Annotated in this window: 16 protein-coding genes and 2 pseudogenes; 13 read left to right on the top strand and 5 right to left on the bottom strand. The window is 62.0% G+C overall.

Going from position 1 to position 17,216, the window contains the following annotated elements; genetic code table 11:
• Positions 1–11: 11 nt before the first annotated feature.
• Both rimP and purL read right to left on the bottom strand, forming a co-directional pair.
• Positions 12–446, bottom strand: coding sequence for a ribosome maturation factor RimP (gene rimP / locus ACYQ6T_RS07885; protein ID WP_459829680.1), 435 nt, complete (start codon positions 444–446; stop codon positions 12–14).
• Positions 447–568: 122 nt separating this feature from the next.
• Positions 569–4,519 carry a phosphoribosylformylglycinamidine synthase gene (purL, locus tag ACYQ6T_RS07890; protein ID WP_459829682.1) on the bottom strand — a complete coding sequence of 1,317 codons (3,951 nt, stop codon included), beginning with the start codon at positions 4,517–4,519 and terminating at the stop codon, positions 569–571.
• A gap of 97 nt (positions 4,520–4,616) precedes the next feature.
• On the opposite strand from purL, the gene ACYQ6T_RS07895 reads away from it, so the two are divergent.
• The 11 genes and pseudogenes from ACYQ6T_RS07895 (at position 4,617) to trmD (ending at position 14,175) form a co-directional block, all read left to right on the top strand.
• Positions 4,617–5,195: a CBS domain-containing protein gene (locus tag ACYQ6T_RS07895; protein ID WP_459829683.1), complete on the top strand. Its 579-nt coding sequence runs from the start codon at positions 4,617–4,619 to the stop codon at positions 5,193–5,195.
• Positions 5,192–5,947: a phosphatase PAP2 family protein gene (locus ACYQ6T_RS07900; protein WP_459829685.1), complete on the top strand. Its 756-nt coding sequence runs from the start codon at positions 5,192–5,194 to the stop codon at positions 5,945–5,947. The genes ACYQ6T_RS07895 and ACYQ6T_RS07900 overlap by 4 nt, the downstream gene beginning before the upstream one ends.
• On the top strand, positions 5,947–6,810 hold the full coding sequence (locus ACYQ6T_RS07905) for a lysylphosphatidylglycerol synthase domain-containing protein (protein WP_459829687.1): 864 nt from the start codon (positions 5,947–5,949) through the stop codon (positions 6,808–6,810). Before ACYQ6T_RS07900 ends, ACYQ6T_RS07905 begins: the two co-directional genes overlap by 1 nt.
• Entirely contained in the window at positions 6,807–7,829 is a 1,023-nt protein-coding gene (locus tag ACYQ6T_RS07910; protein WP_459829690.1) for a glycosyltransferase family 2 protein, read from the top strand. The genes ACYQ6T_RS07905 and ACYQ6T_RS07910 overlap by 4 nt, the downstream gene beginning before the upstream one ends.
• Positions 7,826–9,397 (top strand): ArnT family glycosyltransferase, encoded by a 1,572-nt coding sequence (locus ACYQ6T_RS07915; protein ID WP_459829693.1) that lies wholly within the window; start codon positions 7,826–7,828, stop codon positions 9,395–9,397. Before ACYQ6T_RS07910 ends, ACYQ6T_RS07915 begins: the two co-directional genes overlap by 4 nt.
• Positions 9,394–10,095, top strand: a complete 702-nt coding sequence (locus tag ACYQ6T_RS07920) for a hypothetical protein (protein WP_459829696.1) — start codon at positions 9,394–9,396, stop codon at positions 10,093–10,095. Before ACYQ6T_RS07915 ends, ACYQ6T_RS07920 begins: the two co-directional genes overlap by 4 nt.
• Positions 10,096–10,156: 61 nt before the next feature.
• Complete coding sequence (gene rpsP, locus ACYQ6T_RS07925) at positions 10,157–10,405, top strand: 30S ribosomal protein S16 (protein ID WP_459829698.1); 249 nt, start codon at positions 10,157–10,159, stop codon at positions 10,403–10,405.
• A 26-nt stretch (positions 10,406–10,431) separates the two neighbouring features.
• On the top strand, positions 10,432–10,947 hold the full coding sequence (rimM, locus tag ACYQ6T_RS07930; protein ID WP_459829702.1) for a ribosome maturation factor RimM: 516 nt from the start codon (positions 10,432–10,434) through the stop codon (positions 10,945–10,947).
• Between the two features lie 301 nt (positions 10,948–11,248).
• Positions 11,249–13,117, top strand: a complete 1,869-nt coding sequence (locus ACYQ6T_RS07935) for a potassium transporter Kup (RefSeq protein ID WP_459829705.1) — start codon at positions 11,249–11,251, stop codon at positions 13,115–13,117.
• Positions 13,118–13,270: 153 nt separating this feature from the next.
• A pseudogene (locus ACYQ6T_RS07940) lies at positions 13,271–13,429 on the top strand (transposase); the annotation flags it as partial.
• A 32-nt stretch (positions 13,430–13,461) separates the two neighbouring features.
• The gene (trmD, locus tag ACYQ6T_RS07945) at positions 13,462–14,175 is read left to right on the top strand and encodes a tRNA (guanosine(37)-N1)-methyltransferase TrmD (protein WP_459829707.1); all 714 of its coding nucleotides are present in this window, start codon (positions 13,462–13,464) and stop codon (positions 14,173–14,175) included.
• Between the two features lie 19 nt (positions 14,176–14,194).
• On the opposite strand, the gene ACYQ6T_RS07950 is transcribed toward trmD, so the two are convergent.
• The 3 genes from ACYQ6T_RS07950 to ACYQ6T_RS07960 form a co-directional block, all read right to left on the bottom strand.
• Positions 14,195–14,689: a DUF2442 domain-containing protein gene (locus ACYQ6T_RS07950; protein ID WP_459829709.1), complete on the bottom strand. Its 495-nt coding sequence runs from the start codon at positions 14,687–14,689 to the stop codon at positions 14,195–14,197.
• Positions 14,686–14,913: a DUF4160 domain-containing protein gene (locus tag ACYQ6T_RS07955; protein WP_459829710.1), complete on the bottom strand. Its 228-nt coding sequence runs from the start codon at positions 14,911–14,913 to the stop codon at positions 14,686–14,688. The genes ACYQ6T_RS07950 and ACYQ6T_RS07955 overlap by 4 nt, the downstream gene beginning before the upstream one ends.
• Before the next feature lie 262 nt (positions 14,914–15,175).
• A complete protein-coding gene (locus ACYQ6T_RS07960; RefSeq protein ID WP_459829713.1) occupies positions 15,176–15,601 on the bottom strand; it encodes an Rpn family recombination-promoting nuclease/putative transposase in 426 nt (141 codons plus the stop codon).
• A gap of 233 nt (positions 15,602–15,834) precedes the next feature.
• Here ACYQ6T_RS07960 and ACYQ6T_RS07965 point away from each other — a divergent pair.
• Together ACYQ6T_RS07965 and ACYQ6T_RS07970 are read left to right on the top strand one after the other, a co-directional pair.
• Positions 15,835–15,978: pseudogene (locus tag ACYQ6T_RS07965) on the top strand (ISAs1 family transposase); the annotation flags it as partial.
• Between the two features lie 226 nt (positions 15,979–16,204).
• The gene (locus ACYQ6T_RS07970) at positions 16,205–17,080 is read left to right on the top strand and encodes a transporter (protein ID WP_459829716.1); all 876 of its coding nucleotides are present in this window, start codon (positions 16,205–16,207) and stop codon (positions 17,078–17,080) included.
• Positions 17,081–17,216 lie beyond the last annotated feature (136 nt).

Genomic DNA, 17,216 nt, shown 5'->3' on the forward strand with positions numbered 1-17,216 from the left:
CGCTTCTCTCTTCAATCAAAGCGCGGTACAAGGCGCGCCTTTTCCAGCAGTTCCCAGGAAATCGACACGGCAGTACCGTCATCGAGCGCGAGGGTCACCCCATCAGGGGCGACGCCTGCGATCATTCCGACGAAGTTACGTCGCCCAGCGATCGCCTCGCGGCACCGCAGTTGCGCCCGCTCACCCATGAAACGCTCAAAGTGGGCCGGCTTTTTGAGCACGCGGTCCAGCCCCGGGGAGGAGACCTCCAAGCGGTCGTAATCGACCCCCTCGACCTCAAAGAGGTGCTGCAGCTGGTTACTCACCCGCTCGCAGTCATCGAGCGTGATCGGCTCCGAGGCGTCGATAAAGACGCGAATCAGCCGCCCACGCGGGCTCACCTCCAAATCGAGGAGCTCGTACCCCAGGCCTTCGGCCACCCGTTCGATCATCTGTTCCAAATTCATAAGACTCACAAACAAAAAATGGGCGCAAACGCCCATTTTCCGAGAAAACCACGGAAACGGCGAAGTGGCGCTAGGCCACTTCGACAATGATGAGTAATGATAACGCGAAACGGCGCAAAAAACTAGCCCACCCAACGGCGTGCGTTGGCGAAGAGGAGGTACCACGGGCTTCGCTCCCCAAGCCCTTCTGGTGCCCAACTCCACTGCACAGTCCGGAAAGCCCGCTCCGGATGTGGCATCAAGATGGTAAAGCGGCCGTCGGGGGTGGTGAACCCGTTGAGCCCCCCCGGAGAGCCGTTGGGGTTAAAGGGGTAACGTTCCGTTGCCCTACCATAGTGGTCGATGTAGCGGATCGTCGCAAGCGCCCGCTGTTGCGCGTCCGCGTCGTCCCAGTGGGCACGCCCCTCGCCGTGGGAGACGACGATCGGGAGTCGCGCCCCCGCCATATCGGTAAAGAGGATCGAGGGGCTCTCCATCACCTCGACCATCACGAAACGGGCTTCGAACCGCTCCGAACGGTTTGCGACGAAGCGTGGCCAGTCTTCAGCGCCCGGAATGATCGGGGCAAGATGGGCCATCATCTGGCAGCCGTTGCAAACCCCGAGCGCAAAGGTGTCGGGACGGGCGAAAAATTGGGCAAATTGCGCCTTCAACGCCTCGTTGAAGAGGATCGCCGTGGCCCACCCCCGACCGGCGCCTAGGACGTCGCCGTAGGAAAAGCCGCCACACGCCGCAAGCCCGACGAAGTCATCGAGCCGCCGCCGTCCCGCGATCAGGTCGCTCATCGTCACGTCGACGGCGTCAAAGCCAGCGGCGTCAAACGCTGCGGCCATCTCGCGATGGCTATTAACCCCCTGCTCGCGCAAAACCGCAACCCGCGGCCGCGCCCCGCTTTGGATCATCGGCGCGGCGGGGTCGTCGTCGGGGTCAAAGGTGAGGACACAGTGAAGCCCTGGGTCCTTGGCGTCGGCGAGCGCGGCAAACTCCTCTTCGGCGCACTCCGCGTCGTCCCTGAGGCGCGCAATCCGCCGACTCACCTCACTCCAGCGCTGCCACAGCACCGTCCGTTTTTCGGCAAAGAGGAGCGACCCTTCGAGCCAGATGCGCAGCTCGTCGTAGTCGTTCGTCGTCCCAACGAAATGAAAACCCACTTGGTGACGGCGCAAAATGGCCATCACCGCGTCGCGGTCGTTGCGGCGGATCTGGATGAGCGCGCCCGGCGCCTCGCAAAAGAGGGCCGCTAGCGCCGCGTCGCTGCGGCGGCCAACGACCGTGTCGTTGCGTTTGGTGTAGTCGATATCGTGGCTTGCGCGGTCAAACGCAATCGTATCCAACTGCAGCGTCACCCCTACGCCTGAGGCGAACATCATCTCGGCGGCGCATGCAAGGAGCCCCCCGTCGGAGCGGTCGTGGTAGGCAAGGATGAGCTCCTCCCCCTTGAGTGCTCGGATTGCGTCCCAGAAGGCGACGAGTGCCTCAGGGGTGCAATCGGGCGGCTCCTCCCCTTGCGCGTCAAAGACCTGGGCGAGGATCGATCCCCCGAGCCGGTTGTGCCCACCGTCCAAGTCCAGGAGCACCAGCTCGGTCTCGGGCGTGTCGCGGTCGAGCACCGGGGTCAAGGTGCGCCGGAGATTCTCTATCGGGGCAAAAGCGGTGCAGATGAGCGAAACGGGGGAAATGACTGCTTTCGTCTCTCCTGTTTCGCGATCGGTCCACACCGTCTTCATCGAGAGCGAATCCTTGCCCACCGGAATCGCCAACCCTGTCGCGACGCAGAAATCGCGCGCTGCGCGCACGGCCTGGTAGAGGTTCGCGTCTTCGCCACGGTGACCTGCCGCAGCCATCCAGTTGGCCGAAAGCTTCACCTGCGTGAGCGGCACCTGAACGTCGGCCGCCGCGAGGTTCGTCACCGCTTCAGCCATCGCCAACCGGACGGATGCCGCCGGGTCGTTGAGTGCGACCGGGGTACGCTCGCCCACCGCCATCGCCTCACCGTAAAAGCTCACGAAATCGGCAGCAGTCACCGCGACGTCGGCGACGGGAACCTGCCACCGTCCGACAAGCTGGTCGCGCGCAGTCAGCCCCCCCACGGTGCGGTCGCCAATGGTGATGAGAAACTTTTTACTCGCCACCGCCGGATGGACGAGCACCCGCATCACCGCCTCACGCAGTTCGATCGGCGTTAAGTCAAACGGCGGGAGAAAGAGGCGGCGACTTGCGACCACCCGCTTCATCCGCGGCGGTTTCCCCAACAGCACCTCCATCGGCATCGCCACCGGGTCGTTGCCAAAGAGTTGATCGTGAAGGCGCAACATCCCATCTTCCGTCGCCTCGCCCACCACAGCGAAGGGGCAGCGCTCGCGCGCGCAGATCTCGGCAAAACGGGGGAGCTGGGTGGGATCGATCGCGAGCACGTACCGCTCTTGCGCCTCGTTACACCAGATCTCGCGCGGACTCATCCCCGGCTCTTCGATCGGGATCTCGCGCAGCTCGACCCGCGCGCCAAGCCCCGCACCATCGACCAGTTCCGGCAACGCATTCGAGAGCCCCCCCGCGCCGACGTCGTGAATCGACAGAATCGGGTTATCGACACCCAACGCCCAACAGCGGTCGATCACCTCCTGGCAGCGGCGCTGCATCTCGGGGTTGTCGCGCTGCACTGAGGCGAAATCGAGTTCGGCGTCGTTCGCGCCTGCCGCCATCGACGAGGCAGCACCGCCCCCCAGGCCGATCAACAGCCCCGGTCCCCCGAGCTGCACCAGAAGCGTCCCCGGCGCGAAGCCGACCTTATGGCTCTGGATCGCGGCAATTGCCCCGAGGCCACCGGCGATCATGATCGGCTTATGGTAGCCACGCACTTCGCCCTGCACCTCCCGTTCAAAGGTACGGAAGTAGCCGCAGAGGTTGGGGCGACCAAACTCGTTGTTGAACGCTGCTGCCCCCAACGGCCCTTCGATCATGATCTGCAGAGGGGAGACGATGCGGTCGGGTTTGCCGTAGGGTTTTTCCCACGGTTGGACGAAGTCGGGGAGGTGCAGGTTCGACACAGTAAACCCCGCCATCCCCATTTTGGGCGATGCGCCGCGCCCCGTTGCCCCTTCGTCGCGAATCTCGCCCCCAGCCCCCGTCGCCGCGCCCGGGTAAGGGGAGATCGCCGTCGGGTGGTTATGGGTCTCCACCTTCCCAAGGAAATGAGTGAGCTCCTCGTGCCGCCGCCACACCCCGTCGCCGTCGGGATACCAGCGGGCAATGGTCCGTCCAGTGAAGATGGCGGCGTTGTCGGCGTAGGCAACTACCGTCCCATCGGGGTGGGCCGCGTGGGTCTCGCGAATCAGATCATAGAGCGACTGCGCCATCGGCCGCCCGTCGATCACCCACTCGGCGTTGAAGATCTTGTGGCGGCAGTGCTCCGAGTTCGCCTGGGCAAACATCGTCAACTCGACGTCGGTGGGGTCGCGCTGCAACGCGGTAAAAGCGGCGACCAGGTAATCGATCTCCTCATCAGAGAGCGCCAACCCCCACGCCTCGTTGGCGCGCACGATCGCCGCACGCCCCTCCCGCATGAGGGGCGCGGTCGCCAACGGCTTCGGGGGGTAGTGGGCAAAGAGCGCTTCACCGTCGATCGGTGTTGCGAGGATCGACTCGGTCATGCGGTCGTGGAGGAGCTCGGTGAGCTTCTTCTGCTCCTCCGGGGTGAGCGCCCCCCATTCCGCGACCCGAATCGCCCGCCCGTGTTCGATCCGTCGCACCGAGCGGATGCCACATTGACGGAGAATCTCGGTTGCTTTCGACGACCAGGGCGAGATCGTCCCCAGCCGCGGCGCGACCAAGAAGCCGTCGGTCCAGTAGGGCGTTACTTGCCGCTCGGCGTTGAGGATCTGCGGCAACCGCTCGGTCACCTCGGGAAGCTCACTCGGTTCGGCGGCCATTTCGAGCCAATACCAGGCGTAGGCCGAGAGGGTCACCCGCCTGCCCATACCCCGCGAAACCCGCTCGCTCTCCCGCGCCTCCCGCGCCGCCGACCAGAGTCGCGAACCGAGAAAATGCCACACTGCCATTTCCGAACGGACCATCGCTGCCGCCTTCCACACATCTTGAGTAACCAGGTGCAATTGTACGCGGAAGTTTCGCTACAATGGGAAACCCTAGGCCAGAAAAAGGAGAGAAACGATGCCCGGCAAAGCGCTCCAACCCGTTCGTTTCACGCAGAAACCCCACCTCTTGCACCCCCCGCAGGAGGCGCGCCGCGTCACGCTCGATGCGCCGGCGATCGAGGTGATGACCGACTTTTCGACCACCCTTCCCGTGGTGGCTACCCCTGAAGAGACGTTGGTCGAAGCTGAGGAGCGGATGATCCGGCGCGGCGTTCGCTCGGTGTTGGTGCTCGATCCTGACGGACGGATCGCCGGTATTCTCACCGCTGCCGACATTCTGGGTGAGCAGCCGCTGCGCTACGCCCAAGACCACGGCTTGTCGCCCAAAGAGGTTCGGGTGGGGCACCTCATGACGCCCGTCGAGAGGATGGACGCACTCACCCTGGAACAGGTCGCGCGCGCAACGGTTGCCGATATCGTCGCAACCCTCCAGGCGCTCGGCCGTCAACACACCCTGGTGGTCGAAAACCGCAACGGCGAATGGGCGGTACGCGGAATCTTTTCGTCGACGCAGATCGCCCGCCAATTGGGGATCGAAGTGCCGGTGCTCGTGAAGGCGCGGACCTTTGCCGAAATCGAAGCCGAATTGAAGTGATTCCCTGGTTGCTCGCAGCGGCGCTTCCCGCGGTAGGGGGGGGTGCCCTTTTACTCGTTCACCCCGCAAACGAAGCGCTCTTCCTTGCGCTCAATCGGGAAGCGGCAGCCGTTCCCCCTGCGCTCTGGGCTGCGCTCACCAACCTCGGCGCCACTTCGGTCGCCGTTGCCCTTTTGGTAGCGATCGCCCCGTGGTCGCTGCGGCCGCTCTGGTTTGCCCTCTGGGCAGCGCTTCCGACCACCCTCGTCGTTCATGGATTGAAGAGAATGGTGGCAGCCCCCCGCCCCGGAGGAGTGCTCCCGAGCGACGCGTTCGCGTGGATCGATCTCCTCCCGAAGAGCGGATCGTTCCCCTCTGGCCACACGGCAACGGCCGTGGTCCTCTGCGGATCACTCCTCTACGGCCTTTGGGCGCAACGAACGAAAACGCCAGCGGTTCGCCGTGGGTTGGCGCTCTTAACGATACTCCTCACCTGCGCCGTCGCGTTCTCCCGCATCGCAGTGGGTGCCCACTGGCCGAGTGATCTGTTAGGCGGTCTCGGCGCTGCGCTCGTGGGGGTTGCTGTCGCCCTCGTCGCCACACGCCACTTCCCAGAACCGAGCGAACGGATGAGCTGCTGGCTCGTCGGCGCTGCCGTAGCATCTGCCACCTTCGCCCTCTGGGACCGCGGCATCTACCCGAGCGGCGCGTGGCTCGTCTGGCTCCTGGTGGTCGCCGCTTGGCTCGGGGCGTTTCGCTGGTGGTTTCGCTGATGCGCGCGCCTCTGCGTCTCCTTCTTGCGGCCGCCCTCTCCCTTCTGCTGGCGGGATGGTTTGGGGTGACCTACCGCGAGGCGTTGCCCCACCTCCCCTGGTCCACTTGGCATCTCAGCGACTTCGTTGGACCGGCGTGCTTACTGCTTCTTAGCCACCTGCTGCGCGCGGCGCGGCTGCACGCCGAACTCCGCTCGCTCTCCTTCGCCGCCAGTTGGCGGCTCCTCGCCTACCACACCTTCTGGGTCAATCTCCTGCCGATGCGAAGCGGCGAGCTCGCCTTACCCCTGCTGCTTCACCGCAATCATCAGATCCCGCTCATGCGCGCCACCGCGACCCTCCTCTGGTTGCGGGCGCAGGATCTCTTGGTGTTGCTGCTCCTCGCGATCCTCCTCTGGCCCGGTCTGTCGCTTGCCGTGCGCGGCGTCGCCCTCGCTGCGCTCGCCGCCTTTCTCCTCCTTCTCCCCCTCTGGTTCAAGATCGCTTTGTCGCTCCCTTTCCCATGGCTCGGCAAACTGGTTTCGGCGCTGCAGATCGCGATCGCCCAGTCTCACTCGGTCTGGCATTGGACGATCGCCAACTGGTGTGTCAAAATCGCGGGCGTGGGGTGGCTCCTCGCTACACTCCTTTCCGTTGGCTGGGCTGAAGGGTTGAGTGGCGCCCTTGCGGGTGAGTGGGCTGCGATCCAGCCCGTACAAGGGATCGCAGGTTTTGGCCCCTATGAGGCTGCGGTGGCTGCGCTCCTTCACTCGGCCTATGACGTACCGGTGGAAGCCGCCGCGATTGCGGGGCTTGCTGCTCATCTCCTTCTTCTTGCGGTCAGCTCTTTGATGGCGTTTTTCGCTTGGATCGGGAAATCATGACAACCCCCTGCCGACTCTCCATCGTTGTCCCTTTTTACAACGAAGAAGAAAACGTTTTACCGCTGGTTGCGCGTGTTCATGAGGCGCTCGCCCACACCCCCTACTCCTGGGAGTTGATTCTGGTGGATGACGGCTCAACCGACACCACCCAAGCCCAGATCCGCGCCGCACAGCAGCAGTTCGGACCCCACGTGCGGCTGGTTCAGCTTCAGCGCAATTTCAAGCAGACAGCAGCGATGCAGGCCGGAATCGATGTCGCGCGGGGGGATGTGATCGTCACGATGGACGGGGACCTGCAAAACGACCCCGCCGATATCCCCAAATTGGTCGATCGGCTGCTCCGTGAAGACCTCGACCTCGTCTCTGGCTGGCGGAAAGAGCGCAAAGACGACTATCTCCTGCGCACGCTCCCGTCGCGGATTGCGAATGCCCTCATTGGCCGAATTACCGGTGTGCGGCTCCACGATTACGGCTGCAGCCTCAAAGCCTACCGCGCGACCGTCCTCAAAAACGTCACCCTCTACGGTGAGATGCACCGCTTCATTCCCGCATGGGTCGCGACAATCACCCACCCGAGCCGCATCGCCGAGGAGGTCGTCACCCACCATCCCCGCCGTTTCGGTCAGTCGAAGTATGGCCTCTCCCGCACCTTCCGGGTGATTCTCGATCTCCTTTTCGTCTACTTCTTCATGCGCTTCCGCACCCGACCCGGCCACTTCTTCGGTGGCATTGGGATTGCCGTTGCGGTCGTCGGGATGCTCATCCTCACCTACCTTTTAGGGGTCAAGCTCTTTCTGGGGGAAGCGATCGGCGGTCGCCCCCTGCTCCTCGCGGGGTTTTTCCTGGTGATGAGCGGGGTGCAATTCCTCACCACTGGCGTACTCGCTGAGATGCTCACCCGGGTCTATCACGAAACGGCACAACGGACCCAGTATCAGATCCGCGCGATCATCCCTGAAGAGGAACGCGCAAGCTGGAAGGAGCCTCAGAGCGCGTCAGGAGGGAATCCCCAGCCATGATCGACGGGCACCGTTTCATCGCGTCGTACCGCACACGCAACGCGCTCCTTGCCGCGACGCTCCTTCTCCTCTCCACGCTCCTCTTCATCCAGCTGGGGGGTTACCCCCTCTTTGACGTCGACGAAGGGGCGTTTGCCGAGGCAACCCGAGAGATGGTCGCAAGGGGCGAATTCGGTTTCCCGACCCTCGACGGCGCGCCCCGGTACGACAAACCGATTCTGATCTATTGGTTGCAAGCGGCGTCGTTCGCTCTCTTCGGAGTCAACGAATGGGGGGCGCGTCTCCCCTCGGCCGTTGCGGCGCTCCTCTGGGTTTGGGCCACCTGGCACTTTGCCCGCCACCGCTTCGGGCCACTCCCCGCTTTCTTGGCTGGCGCGATGCTGACGACCGCGCTGGGACCCTGGGCGATCGGCCGCGCCGCCACCGCTGACGCGCTTCTCAACCTCTGGCTCGCGCTTGCGGCGTTCGATGGGTGGCGCGCGCTCGAATCGGGACGGCGCGCACCCCTTGTGCGCGCCTACCTCTGGATGGGGCTCGGCTTTCTCACCAAGGGACCGGTTGCCGTCGTCGTCCCCGGCGCGGCGGCGCTCCTCTACACGATCGGCCGCGGGGAGTGGCGCAAACTCTGGCAGATGGTGCGCGATCCCGTGGGCTGGCTCCTCTTTCTCGCCCTCACCCTCCCTTGGTACAGTTATGCGCTGATGCGAGAAGGGTGGGCGTTTGTTGATGGCTTTCTCTTCAAACATAACCTGCAGCGTTTTGCAGATACCCTGGAGCAGCATGGCGGTCCGTGGTGGTACTACCTCGTCGCGATCCCCCTTCTCCTCGCGCCGTGGAGTCTTCTGCTCTTTCCACTGCTCCCCCGGGCATTACGCGATGGGCGCGTGGGACTCCGCCGCTTTCTCTGGGGATGGTTTCTCTTCGTCCTCTGCTTCTTTACACTGGCGCAGACCAAACTTCCCCACTACGCCCTCTACGGAGTCACCCCGCTGGTGCTCCTCATCGCCGCCCACTTGGGCGAACGCGGCGATCAGACCCGCTGGTGGCTCACCGTTCCGCTGCTCTCAGGCGTGATGGTCGCTTTGAGTGCAGCGCTCCCCATGCTCGTTGACTATTTTGTCCGCCACAGCGAAAAGCTCTCCCCCTTTCACCGGGCGCTCGGAGAAGCGGCACTTGCCGCGTGGCCTGTTGAAGCCTATTTTGCCGGCGGCGCGACGATCCTCGTGATCATCGCCCTCTGGCAGTTGCGCACCCTCATCTCGTTGCCCATTGCCGCGGCGCTTACCGCAGCGCTTCTTCCGCTCTGGATCGCCTCCCGGATTCTTCCCTGGGCGGGGGAGCTTTTGCAAGGACCGATCGTCCGCGCAGCAGTGGCGTCCCGCGATCACCCGGTCGTGAACGTGGGACTGCGCGCTCCCAGCTTCAGTTTTTACCGCCAAGCAGTTACCCCGAAGCGGCCACCCGAAGTCGGTGAGTGGTTTGTGACCCGCATCGACCGGCTGCCCGAATTCCCTTACCAGATTCATTTCAACGAGCGCGGCGTCGTTGTGGGAGAGCGAACACCATGACCCTCCGTCCCCTCACGTGGGCCTTGGGGTTGGTTGCGGCGCTCCTCATCGCGACGATCACGGTCGTCACGGTTGCCCCACCGCCACACCCCAACTTGGAGGCACCGCCCCCTTGGGTCGCGACCGCTTCCCCCGAGGGGTGGCAGATCATGGGGTGGACGCTCGGTGCCACCAACCCCCAAGCGGTTGCCGCACGGCTCGGAAGCGACGTTCAGTGGGCGATCATCCGCCGCCCAGATCATCCGCCCGTCCTTGAAGGATGGGTTCCCGACTTTGCCGTCCAAGGGGTCACCGGGAAGCTCCTCCTCCAATTTTCGCTTTCGGAGCCGTTACTCAGCTGGGCACTCGCTGATGCTACCGGCGCAGAGGTCACCGCCAACGGGCACCTCCGCCGCCCCTTCGATCCGATCGGCCAAAAGGATGAACGGTGGCGGCAGCTGCCGACGCTTCAGCTCATCACCCTCTTGCCTGCCGTGCGGCTTGACGCTGCGACGCTCGAATTGCGTTTTGCCCCCCTCGGTGCGCCCCGCCGCTGGCAAGATCGCGACCAGAGCCAACACTGGCTCTTCACCCTCTCCTGCGCTGCTCCTTGTGTTCCCCTGGGGATTCACCTCGTCTTGCCCGCCGAACGAGGGTCACCCGTGATCGAATACGCCGCAGCCGACCGTTTTGCCCATCTGACCCTCTCCCCTCCTTGATTTTCCCGCCGTTTTCGCTATAATGCGCTGCTTTCCCCATACCTTGTAGGAATCGACTCTCATGGTGGTGATTCGTCTTGCCCGTGGCGGCGCTAAAAAACGCCCCTTCTACAGCGTCGTAGTGAGTGACTCGCGCAATCGTCGCGACGGCCGGTTCATTGAACGTCTCGGGTTCTACAACCCGATCGCTTCTGGCAACGAAAAGCCGCTGTCACTCAACCTGGAACGTGTCGACTACTGGGTCGGCAAAGGTGCGCAACTCTCTGAGGCAGTTGCCCGCTTGGTGAAGCAGGCACGACGCGCCGGCTAATTCGCGCTCCCACTCATAGCCCGGCAATGAGCGAGGTCATCGTACTCGGTCGCCTCACCTCGCCCTTTGCCATTCACGGGTGGTTCAAGCTCCACCCCTTCGGCGACGACCCCGAATCGTGGCAAGAGATGCCGCAATGGTGGGTCTCGCCCAAAAGTAACGCTCCCTCTTCTGAGTGGCAGAAGCTCACCTTCGAGGCGCTGGTACCCCACGGCAAAGGGTGGATCGTCAAATTTCGCGAAATCGCCGATCGCACTGCGGCCGAAGCCTACCGCGGCTGGTACGTCGGCGCCCCGCGCGAAGCGCTCCCTGAACCCGAAGCCGATGAGTTCTACTGGGGTGATCTGATCGGCTGCCGTGTTGAATCGAGCGAAGGGGCGCTGCTCGGCACGGTTAAAACCCTCATTACTGCAGGTGCGCACGATGTGCTGGTCGTGGAAGGAGAGACCACCACGCGGCTCATCCCCTTCGTGCGCGCTTACGTGCCCACCGTTGATCTTGCCGCGAAGCGGATTGTCGCCGAATGGTCCCCCGACTGGTAGGCCAGGGCCTCTAAGGGTGGGCGCCCTGCTTAGGGTATCGCATCCCAACGCTACCTCTTAGGGTAAAATTAAATTTTCAAGCCAGGAGCCGTGTAAAATTTCCCGGCCCCTCGTCGCCCAATACGGAGTGGCCCACTGTACCCACGCACGGTCGTATAGAGCCCTAACAGCCCCTAACCATGCCACCATGCCATACCGACGTTTCGGAAACCCGTCTATCTATGGGATACCTTTCGTGTCTCGCTGAAACTTGGCTCCGTAGCGCGCTGCATTCTATGACCTTTCATTTCGGAGGCACTGCATGAACCCTCAGCAGTCCCGATTGGCCGGCCTATATTTGGCGACCCTTGGTGTCGTTTATGGTGACATCGGCACCAGCCCGCTCTATACGATCAAAGAAGTTTTTGCTGGCCAACACCCCATCCCCGTCTCACCGGAAAACGTTTTCGGCGTGCTCTCCCTCATCCTATGGACGCTGATCCTAGTGGTGTCCTTGAAATATGTCGCATTCGTCATGCGCGCCCACAACCGCGGGGAAGGGGGCATCATGGCACTGATTGCCCTGGCTGGCCAGCAGGCGCCATCACCCGGACAGCAGAGATTCATCATGGTGGTTGGCATCATGGGCGCATGCATGTTTTTTGCCGATGGCATGGTCACCCCCGCCATTTCTGTCATCTCTGCAATTGAGGGTTTAGAGATCGTATCGCCGCATTTTCGTGAAGATGTGATTCCGTTGACGCTTGCCGTGCTGTTTCTGCTTTTTTCGATGCAACGCTATGGGACAGCCACGGTGGGACGCCTGTTCGGCCCGGTGATGCTGACATGGTTCATCACCCTGGGCATACTCGGACTGATCCAGATCTTGAACTATCCCATGGTCCTCGAAGCCAGCAACCCACTCCACGCCATCCATTTCTTCACCATGCATCCTGTGCTCGCATTCATCTCCCTGGGCGCCGTGGTATTGGCCGTGACCGGAGGGGAAGCGCTTTATGCGGATATGGGTCACTTTGGCCGCAAACCCATCCAAATAACATGGTTTAGCATTGTCCTGCCCTCGTTGCTGCTCAATTATTTCGGTCAGGGAGCTCTGCTCCTGAAGGATGCGGACACCATCCAGAATCCGTTTTACCTCCTGGCACCCGAATGGGGAATGTACCCCTTGATCATCCTGGCCACCCTGGCCACTGTCATTGCCTCACAGGCCGTAATTTCAGGAACTTTCTCGGTTTCCTTCCAAGCCACCCAACTGGGGTACATGCCCCGCATGCAGGTGCTGCACACTTCGGAGAGTGAAAAGGGGCAGATTTATCTTCCTGCCATCAATTGGACCTTGATGCTGTTGGTCATGGGGCTTGTCCTCGGATTCCGCTCTTCTTCCAATCTCGCAGCCGCTTATGGAATTGCAGTCACCGGCGACATGGTCATCACCACGTTGCTCGCCGCCTTGGTTTTTCATGGCTTATGGGGGTGGAGCTGGCCACGGACCCTTGCTTTGACCGGGCTTTTTCTCACGATTGATCTGGCCTTTTTTTCCGCCAATCTGCTCAAAATCCCTGCAGGAGGGTGGTTTCCCCTCCTGGTTGGCGCGGTTCTTTTCACGTTGCTCTCGACGTGGAAAAAGGGACGCACCCTGCTCTATGAGCGTCTGGCAACCGAGAGTATGGCTTTGGAGCCATTTATTTCTGCCATAGGCAACGACTCCATCACCCGCGTTCAGGGCACAGCGATCTATTTCACCCCGAACACAAGGGGTGTTCCTCATGCCTTGCTGCATAACCTCAAGCATAACAAAGTGCTGCATGAACGCGTGGTTCTGGCCACGGTCAAATTTGAAGACATCCCGCACGTGCCGCAGCATGAGCGCCTTTTGGTACAGCCCCTAGAACATGGTTTTTTCCGGGTCGAAATCAGCTATGGATTCATGGATGAGCCTGATTTGCCCCGCGATCTCGAGGGCTGCCGCCTTCAAGGTTTGCCGTTGGACATCATGGACACTTCGTTTTTCATCAGCAAGGAATCCCTCATCCCCAGACCGGGCAAGGATATGGCTTACTGGCGCAAGAAGCTGTTCGTTGCCATGTTCCGCAATGTCGGAAGCATCACCTCCTACTTCAAACTTCCGCCCAACCGGGTGGTAGAACTGGGCGCACAGATCACGCTCTAACTGTAATTTATGTGCGAGAAGCCTTAGAACCAACAGCGACCCGAGCGAGGAGAGATCGGATTGTGCAACCCTTTCTGTAAATTTCCTTCGCAGGTGTCATGACACCTGGGTTACGTGTTGAGATTGAAATAGACCTTGCCGGTCATCCACTAAGATATTGCCACATTGGAAGCGGAGATCAACTGGCGACACTTTCTCGAAAACCTTCATGCCCGTGGCTTGAAAGGGTTGAAGCTGATCATCTCTGACGACCACACCGGACTCAAGGCTGCCCGCTGGGCGGTGTTGCCTGCGGTGCTTTGGCAATACTGCCCTTGCAACTCCACAGCTAGGCCCGATTGACCATGCGCTGCGACGTTGTCACCCTTTTCCCCGAGATGTTCGCCGCTTTGACCCAGTATGGCGTCACCGCGAGAGCGGCAAAAAAGGGGATCTATACGCTCGCGTTACACAATCCGCGGGACTACTCCCCTCTCCCCCATCGTCAGGTAGACGATCGCCCCTACGGCGGTGGGCCAGGAATGGTGATGCGACCGGAGCCGCTGGTCGCCGCAATTCGCGCTGCACAACGCGCGCAACGTGAGGCGCTCGGCCAAGCGGGACCGGTCATCTACCTCTCGCCGCAAGGACGGCGTTTTTCGCAGGGCGAAGCGCACCGCCTCGCCCATCTCCCCTCCTTCACCCTCCTCTGCGGCCGTTACGAAGGGATCGATCAGCGGGTGATCGACCTCGCGGTCGATGAAGAGCTGTCGCTCGGCGACTTTGTCCTGAGCGGCGGAGAGCTTGCGGCGATGGTGGTGCTCGACGCGGTCATTCGCCTTCTCCCGGGGGCGCTCGGCGACGCCGAATCGGCGCGGCGCGACTCGTTTGAAGCGCGGCTCCTGGACCACCCCCACTACACGCGCCCTGAAGTCTTCGAAGGACTCATGGTCCCCTCGGTCCTCCTCTCCGGCGACCATGCCGCGATTGCGCGCTGGCGCCAAGAGGCGGCTTGGCGCACGACAGCTGCCCGCCGCCCCGACCTTCTCCCCCCGCGCGAATCGGAAGCGAAAGGGTAGCAATCCGTTGTTACGCATGTTACGCATGCGCAACGGCGTATTCGCGGGCGGTCGGCAAGGTGCGCGGCAGCGTCTTGCTCTTTGGACGTGTCGCCTCCCAGCCAAGGCAGGCGAGCCAGATGGATCGCGGAACGGGTTTGCGCGCGGTGCGGTAGTAGCTCACCATCCGACGGCTAATCCCAAGCGCTTCGGCAGCGGTCGTCAGCGACAGGTGGTTGCGGCGCATCCAGTCGTCAAACATCTCGTGGCTGACTTCGCCCGCCTGCTCCTTGGCCCAGGCGTAGACATTGTCTTCGCCGAATTCGGTATCGAACCACTCGATACTGCCGCCACCCTCGCTGATATGCACGCGCGCAAAGACCTCGGGGTCGAGGATCGGCGCAAGCGCCGGGTACTTGCGCAGGATGTCGCCGACATCGACGTCCAGCACTTCGCCGGTACTCCAGGTGGTGCGCAGCCGATAGGGGGCTAAGGCTTCAACCGCCTGCAGCTTTGGAAAGAAATAGTCGCTCATGGGTTGTTCCTCCGCCATTCGTCGAACAAAAAATCCCGGTTCGCTTCGATCCAGGCCAGCACATCGCGTATCTCACGGGCCGCCACCCGTCCTTTGATCGCTAGGTCCTCGAGTTCGACGGTGCACTCCCGTCCGTCCCGCAGTTTGACATGGACATGGGGCGGCGGGTGGTCTTCAAGGTGCATCAGCACCCGGGCGTTGTCGAAGCGTTGCAGGACTGGCATCGGACAAATTGTAGTGCAATAGTTTCCCTATCGCAAGGTGGATGGTCAAGGCAATCGCATTTTCTCCCAAGGGGAGAGGCTAAGCAATGCATCGTGCTCGTCGGGGAAGCGCTCAGTGGTTTTGCGACGGGGGTCACTCGCCCTGTTGCGCAAGAACCGCCTTGAGCGTCGGGGCATCGATCGCGCGGTCAAACCACGCCTCGAGCTCATCGAGGGATGCCGATCAGCACCAAACGGAGCTCCAGTGGGTAAATGCGAAGGGTTATGGAGTAGCGGGGTCGATGAGCGCGGAAAATTCCGTAGCCACCCGCCAACGGTCATTCCCATTGTAGAGGACGATCGGAAGTACCGGCGGCAGGTACTCAAGGTGGGGGTTTTGCCGAACCAGATCCTGGTAGAAGAGCCCGATATAGAGCAAAAGCCGCAACGCGATCCAGTGGTCGTGCTTCGACTGGAAAAGAAGGTAGATGTAGAGCGTCTTGCGCGGTTCGGTGCTCAGTTCCGCCCGCCAGATCATGTCGTCGTGCTGCGCTTTGTCTTCGTCCGAGACGATACTTGCGTTGATCCACTCGAGCGTCGAGAAGTCGATGAGCGATTGCCAATCGCCCGGGACGAACCCGAGGATCAAGTCCCGCACCATCTCCGGGTGCAAGAAGAGGAGCTTGTAGCCGCTGTCGTGATCGGTCATCGAGGCACCGGTGAGGCACGGGTAGTCCTATTGTAACACCGAACACCTGGCTCAGGTGTCAAGGGATGGTGTGCCGCAGGGCAATCGCGTTTGGAATTGTCACGGACCTGACGAAGAAAAGTGTTCGCGGACAATGGATTATGACAGGGGCTTGTAAACCCCGATGAAATCGGGTCTACTCCCGATTTTTGTCTGGGGTAGACATGACACTGACCGAAGCCTTTGCTCGCTCGCTCAAGGGGTGCATCGTCACGATCGATGCCATTGGTTGCCAAACTGAGATTGCTCAGAAGATTCTCGACCGGGGCGGGGACTACCTCTTGGCGGTCAAGGACAACCAGGAGACGCTAGCAACGGCCTTGCGGGAATTCTTCGCCGACGGGGAGGAGAGAGGCTTTGGCCGTACGGTGGTGGCCAGGATACCCAGTACGCCAAACGGGGCCTGCGCTCCCGACGCAAAACCGCTGAGCGCCTCCCAGACTACCGCGCCTCATCGCTCGGCCTCTCCCCTCGGGGGTAAATGCGATGGCCCTGCCACTTGACAAGATGGGGGGGGGGGGGGGATAAAATGATCCGTATCTCCCTTCCCATCTCACGATTATCATGCGCCGTTGCGCCCTTGCCCTCATCCTTTCGCTTGCTGCCTCCCAAGTTTGGGCTGACTTGCCGCTCACCGTCGAGGACCTCATCACCGACAAAGGCAAAATCAAGCTCGATCTCTCACTCGCCTACGCCAATGCGGACAAGCAAGGCCTCTCGACCGGGGAGCCCATCATCGTCCAGACTGGCCCCACCTCCTTTGTCACCCTGCCCACCCTCATCGGCGAAAGCCGCGGCAATAGCGATACCTTCGTCGCCACCCTGGGGCTGCGTTACGGCCTGACTGCGAAGGCTGAAGTTTACGCGCGCGCAAGCGCCCTCTCATCAAGTCAGCGCAGTAGCGGCGTCTCAGGCACCTCCTCCAGCAGTGAATCGCGCCTCGCCGACGCCTGGGCAGGTGTCAACTACCAGTTCAAGAAAGAGGATACCACCCCCGCCCTCTTGGGCTTTGCCGAAGTTGCCCTGCGTGAAAAGCACCGCATCGACAGCGCCAGTTTCAAGTCTGCCACGCTGGGGTTCACCACCTATCAGGCTATCGACCCGGTGGTTCTCTCGCTCACCGCCGCCTACCGTTTCAACCGGACCCGGCAGGATGGCGACCAACGCTACCAGCCCGGCGACCTGCTGCTCCTCAACCCCGCGGTTGGCTTTGCCGTCAATGACCGCGTGACGCTCACCACCGGGCTGCAATGGACGAGCCGCAAGGCTGATCGATTCGACGGCGCGGCACAGGGCTTTCGTCGCACCAGCACCGATCTGCTGCTTGGCGTGGGCTACGGTGTCGCCAGGGGCAACACCCTCAACACCACCTTCAAGGCGAACGCCTCTGGTGGCGGCGGCACGGAGATACGGGTGAATTGGCTCTACACGTTCCAGTAGTGACCTGCGCTCGCCGACCATGCGGGGGGTATAAAAGAACATGCGGAGCAGGGAACGCCTGATCCGCGCACGGTTTGGCGGTGGTTATCACCGTCAACGGGCGCCTCGGGAACTTCTCGGGGCGTGTTGGTGTGTT

The organism is Hydrogenophilus islandicus (assembly GCF_054657095.1).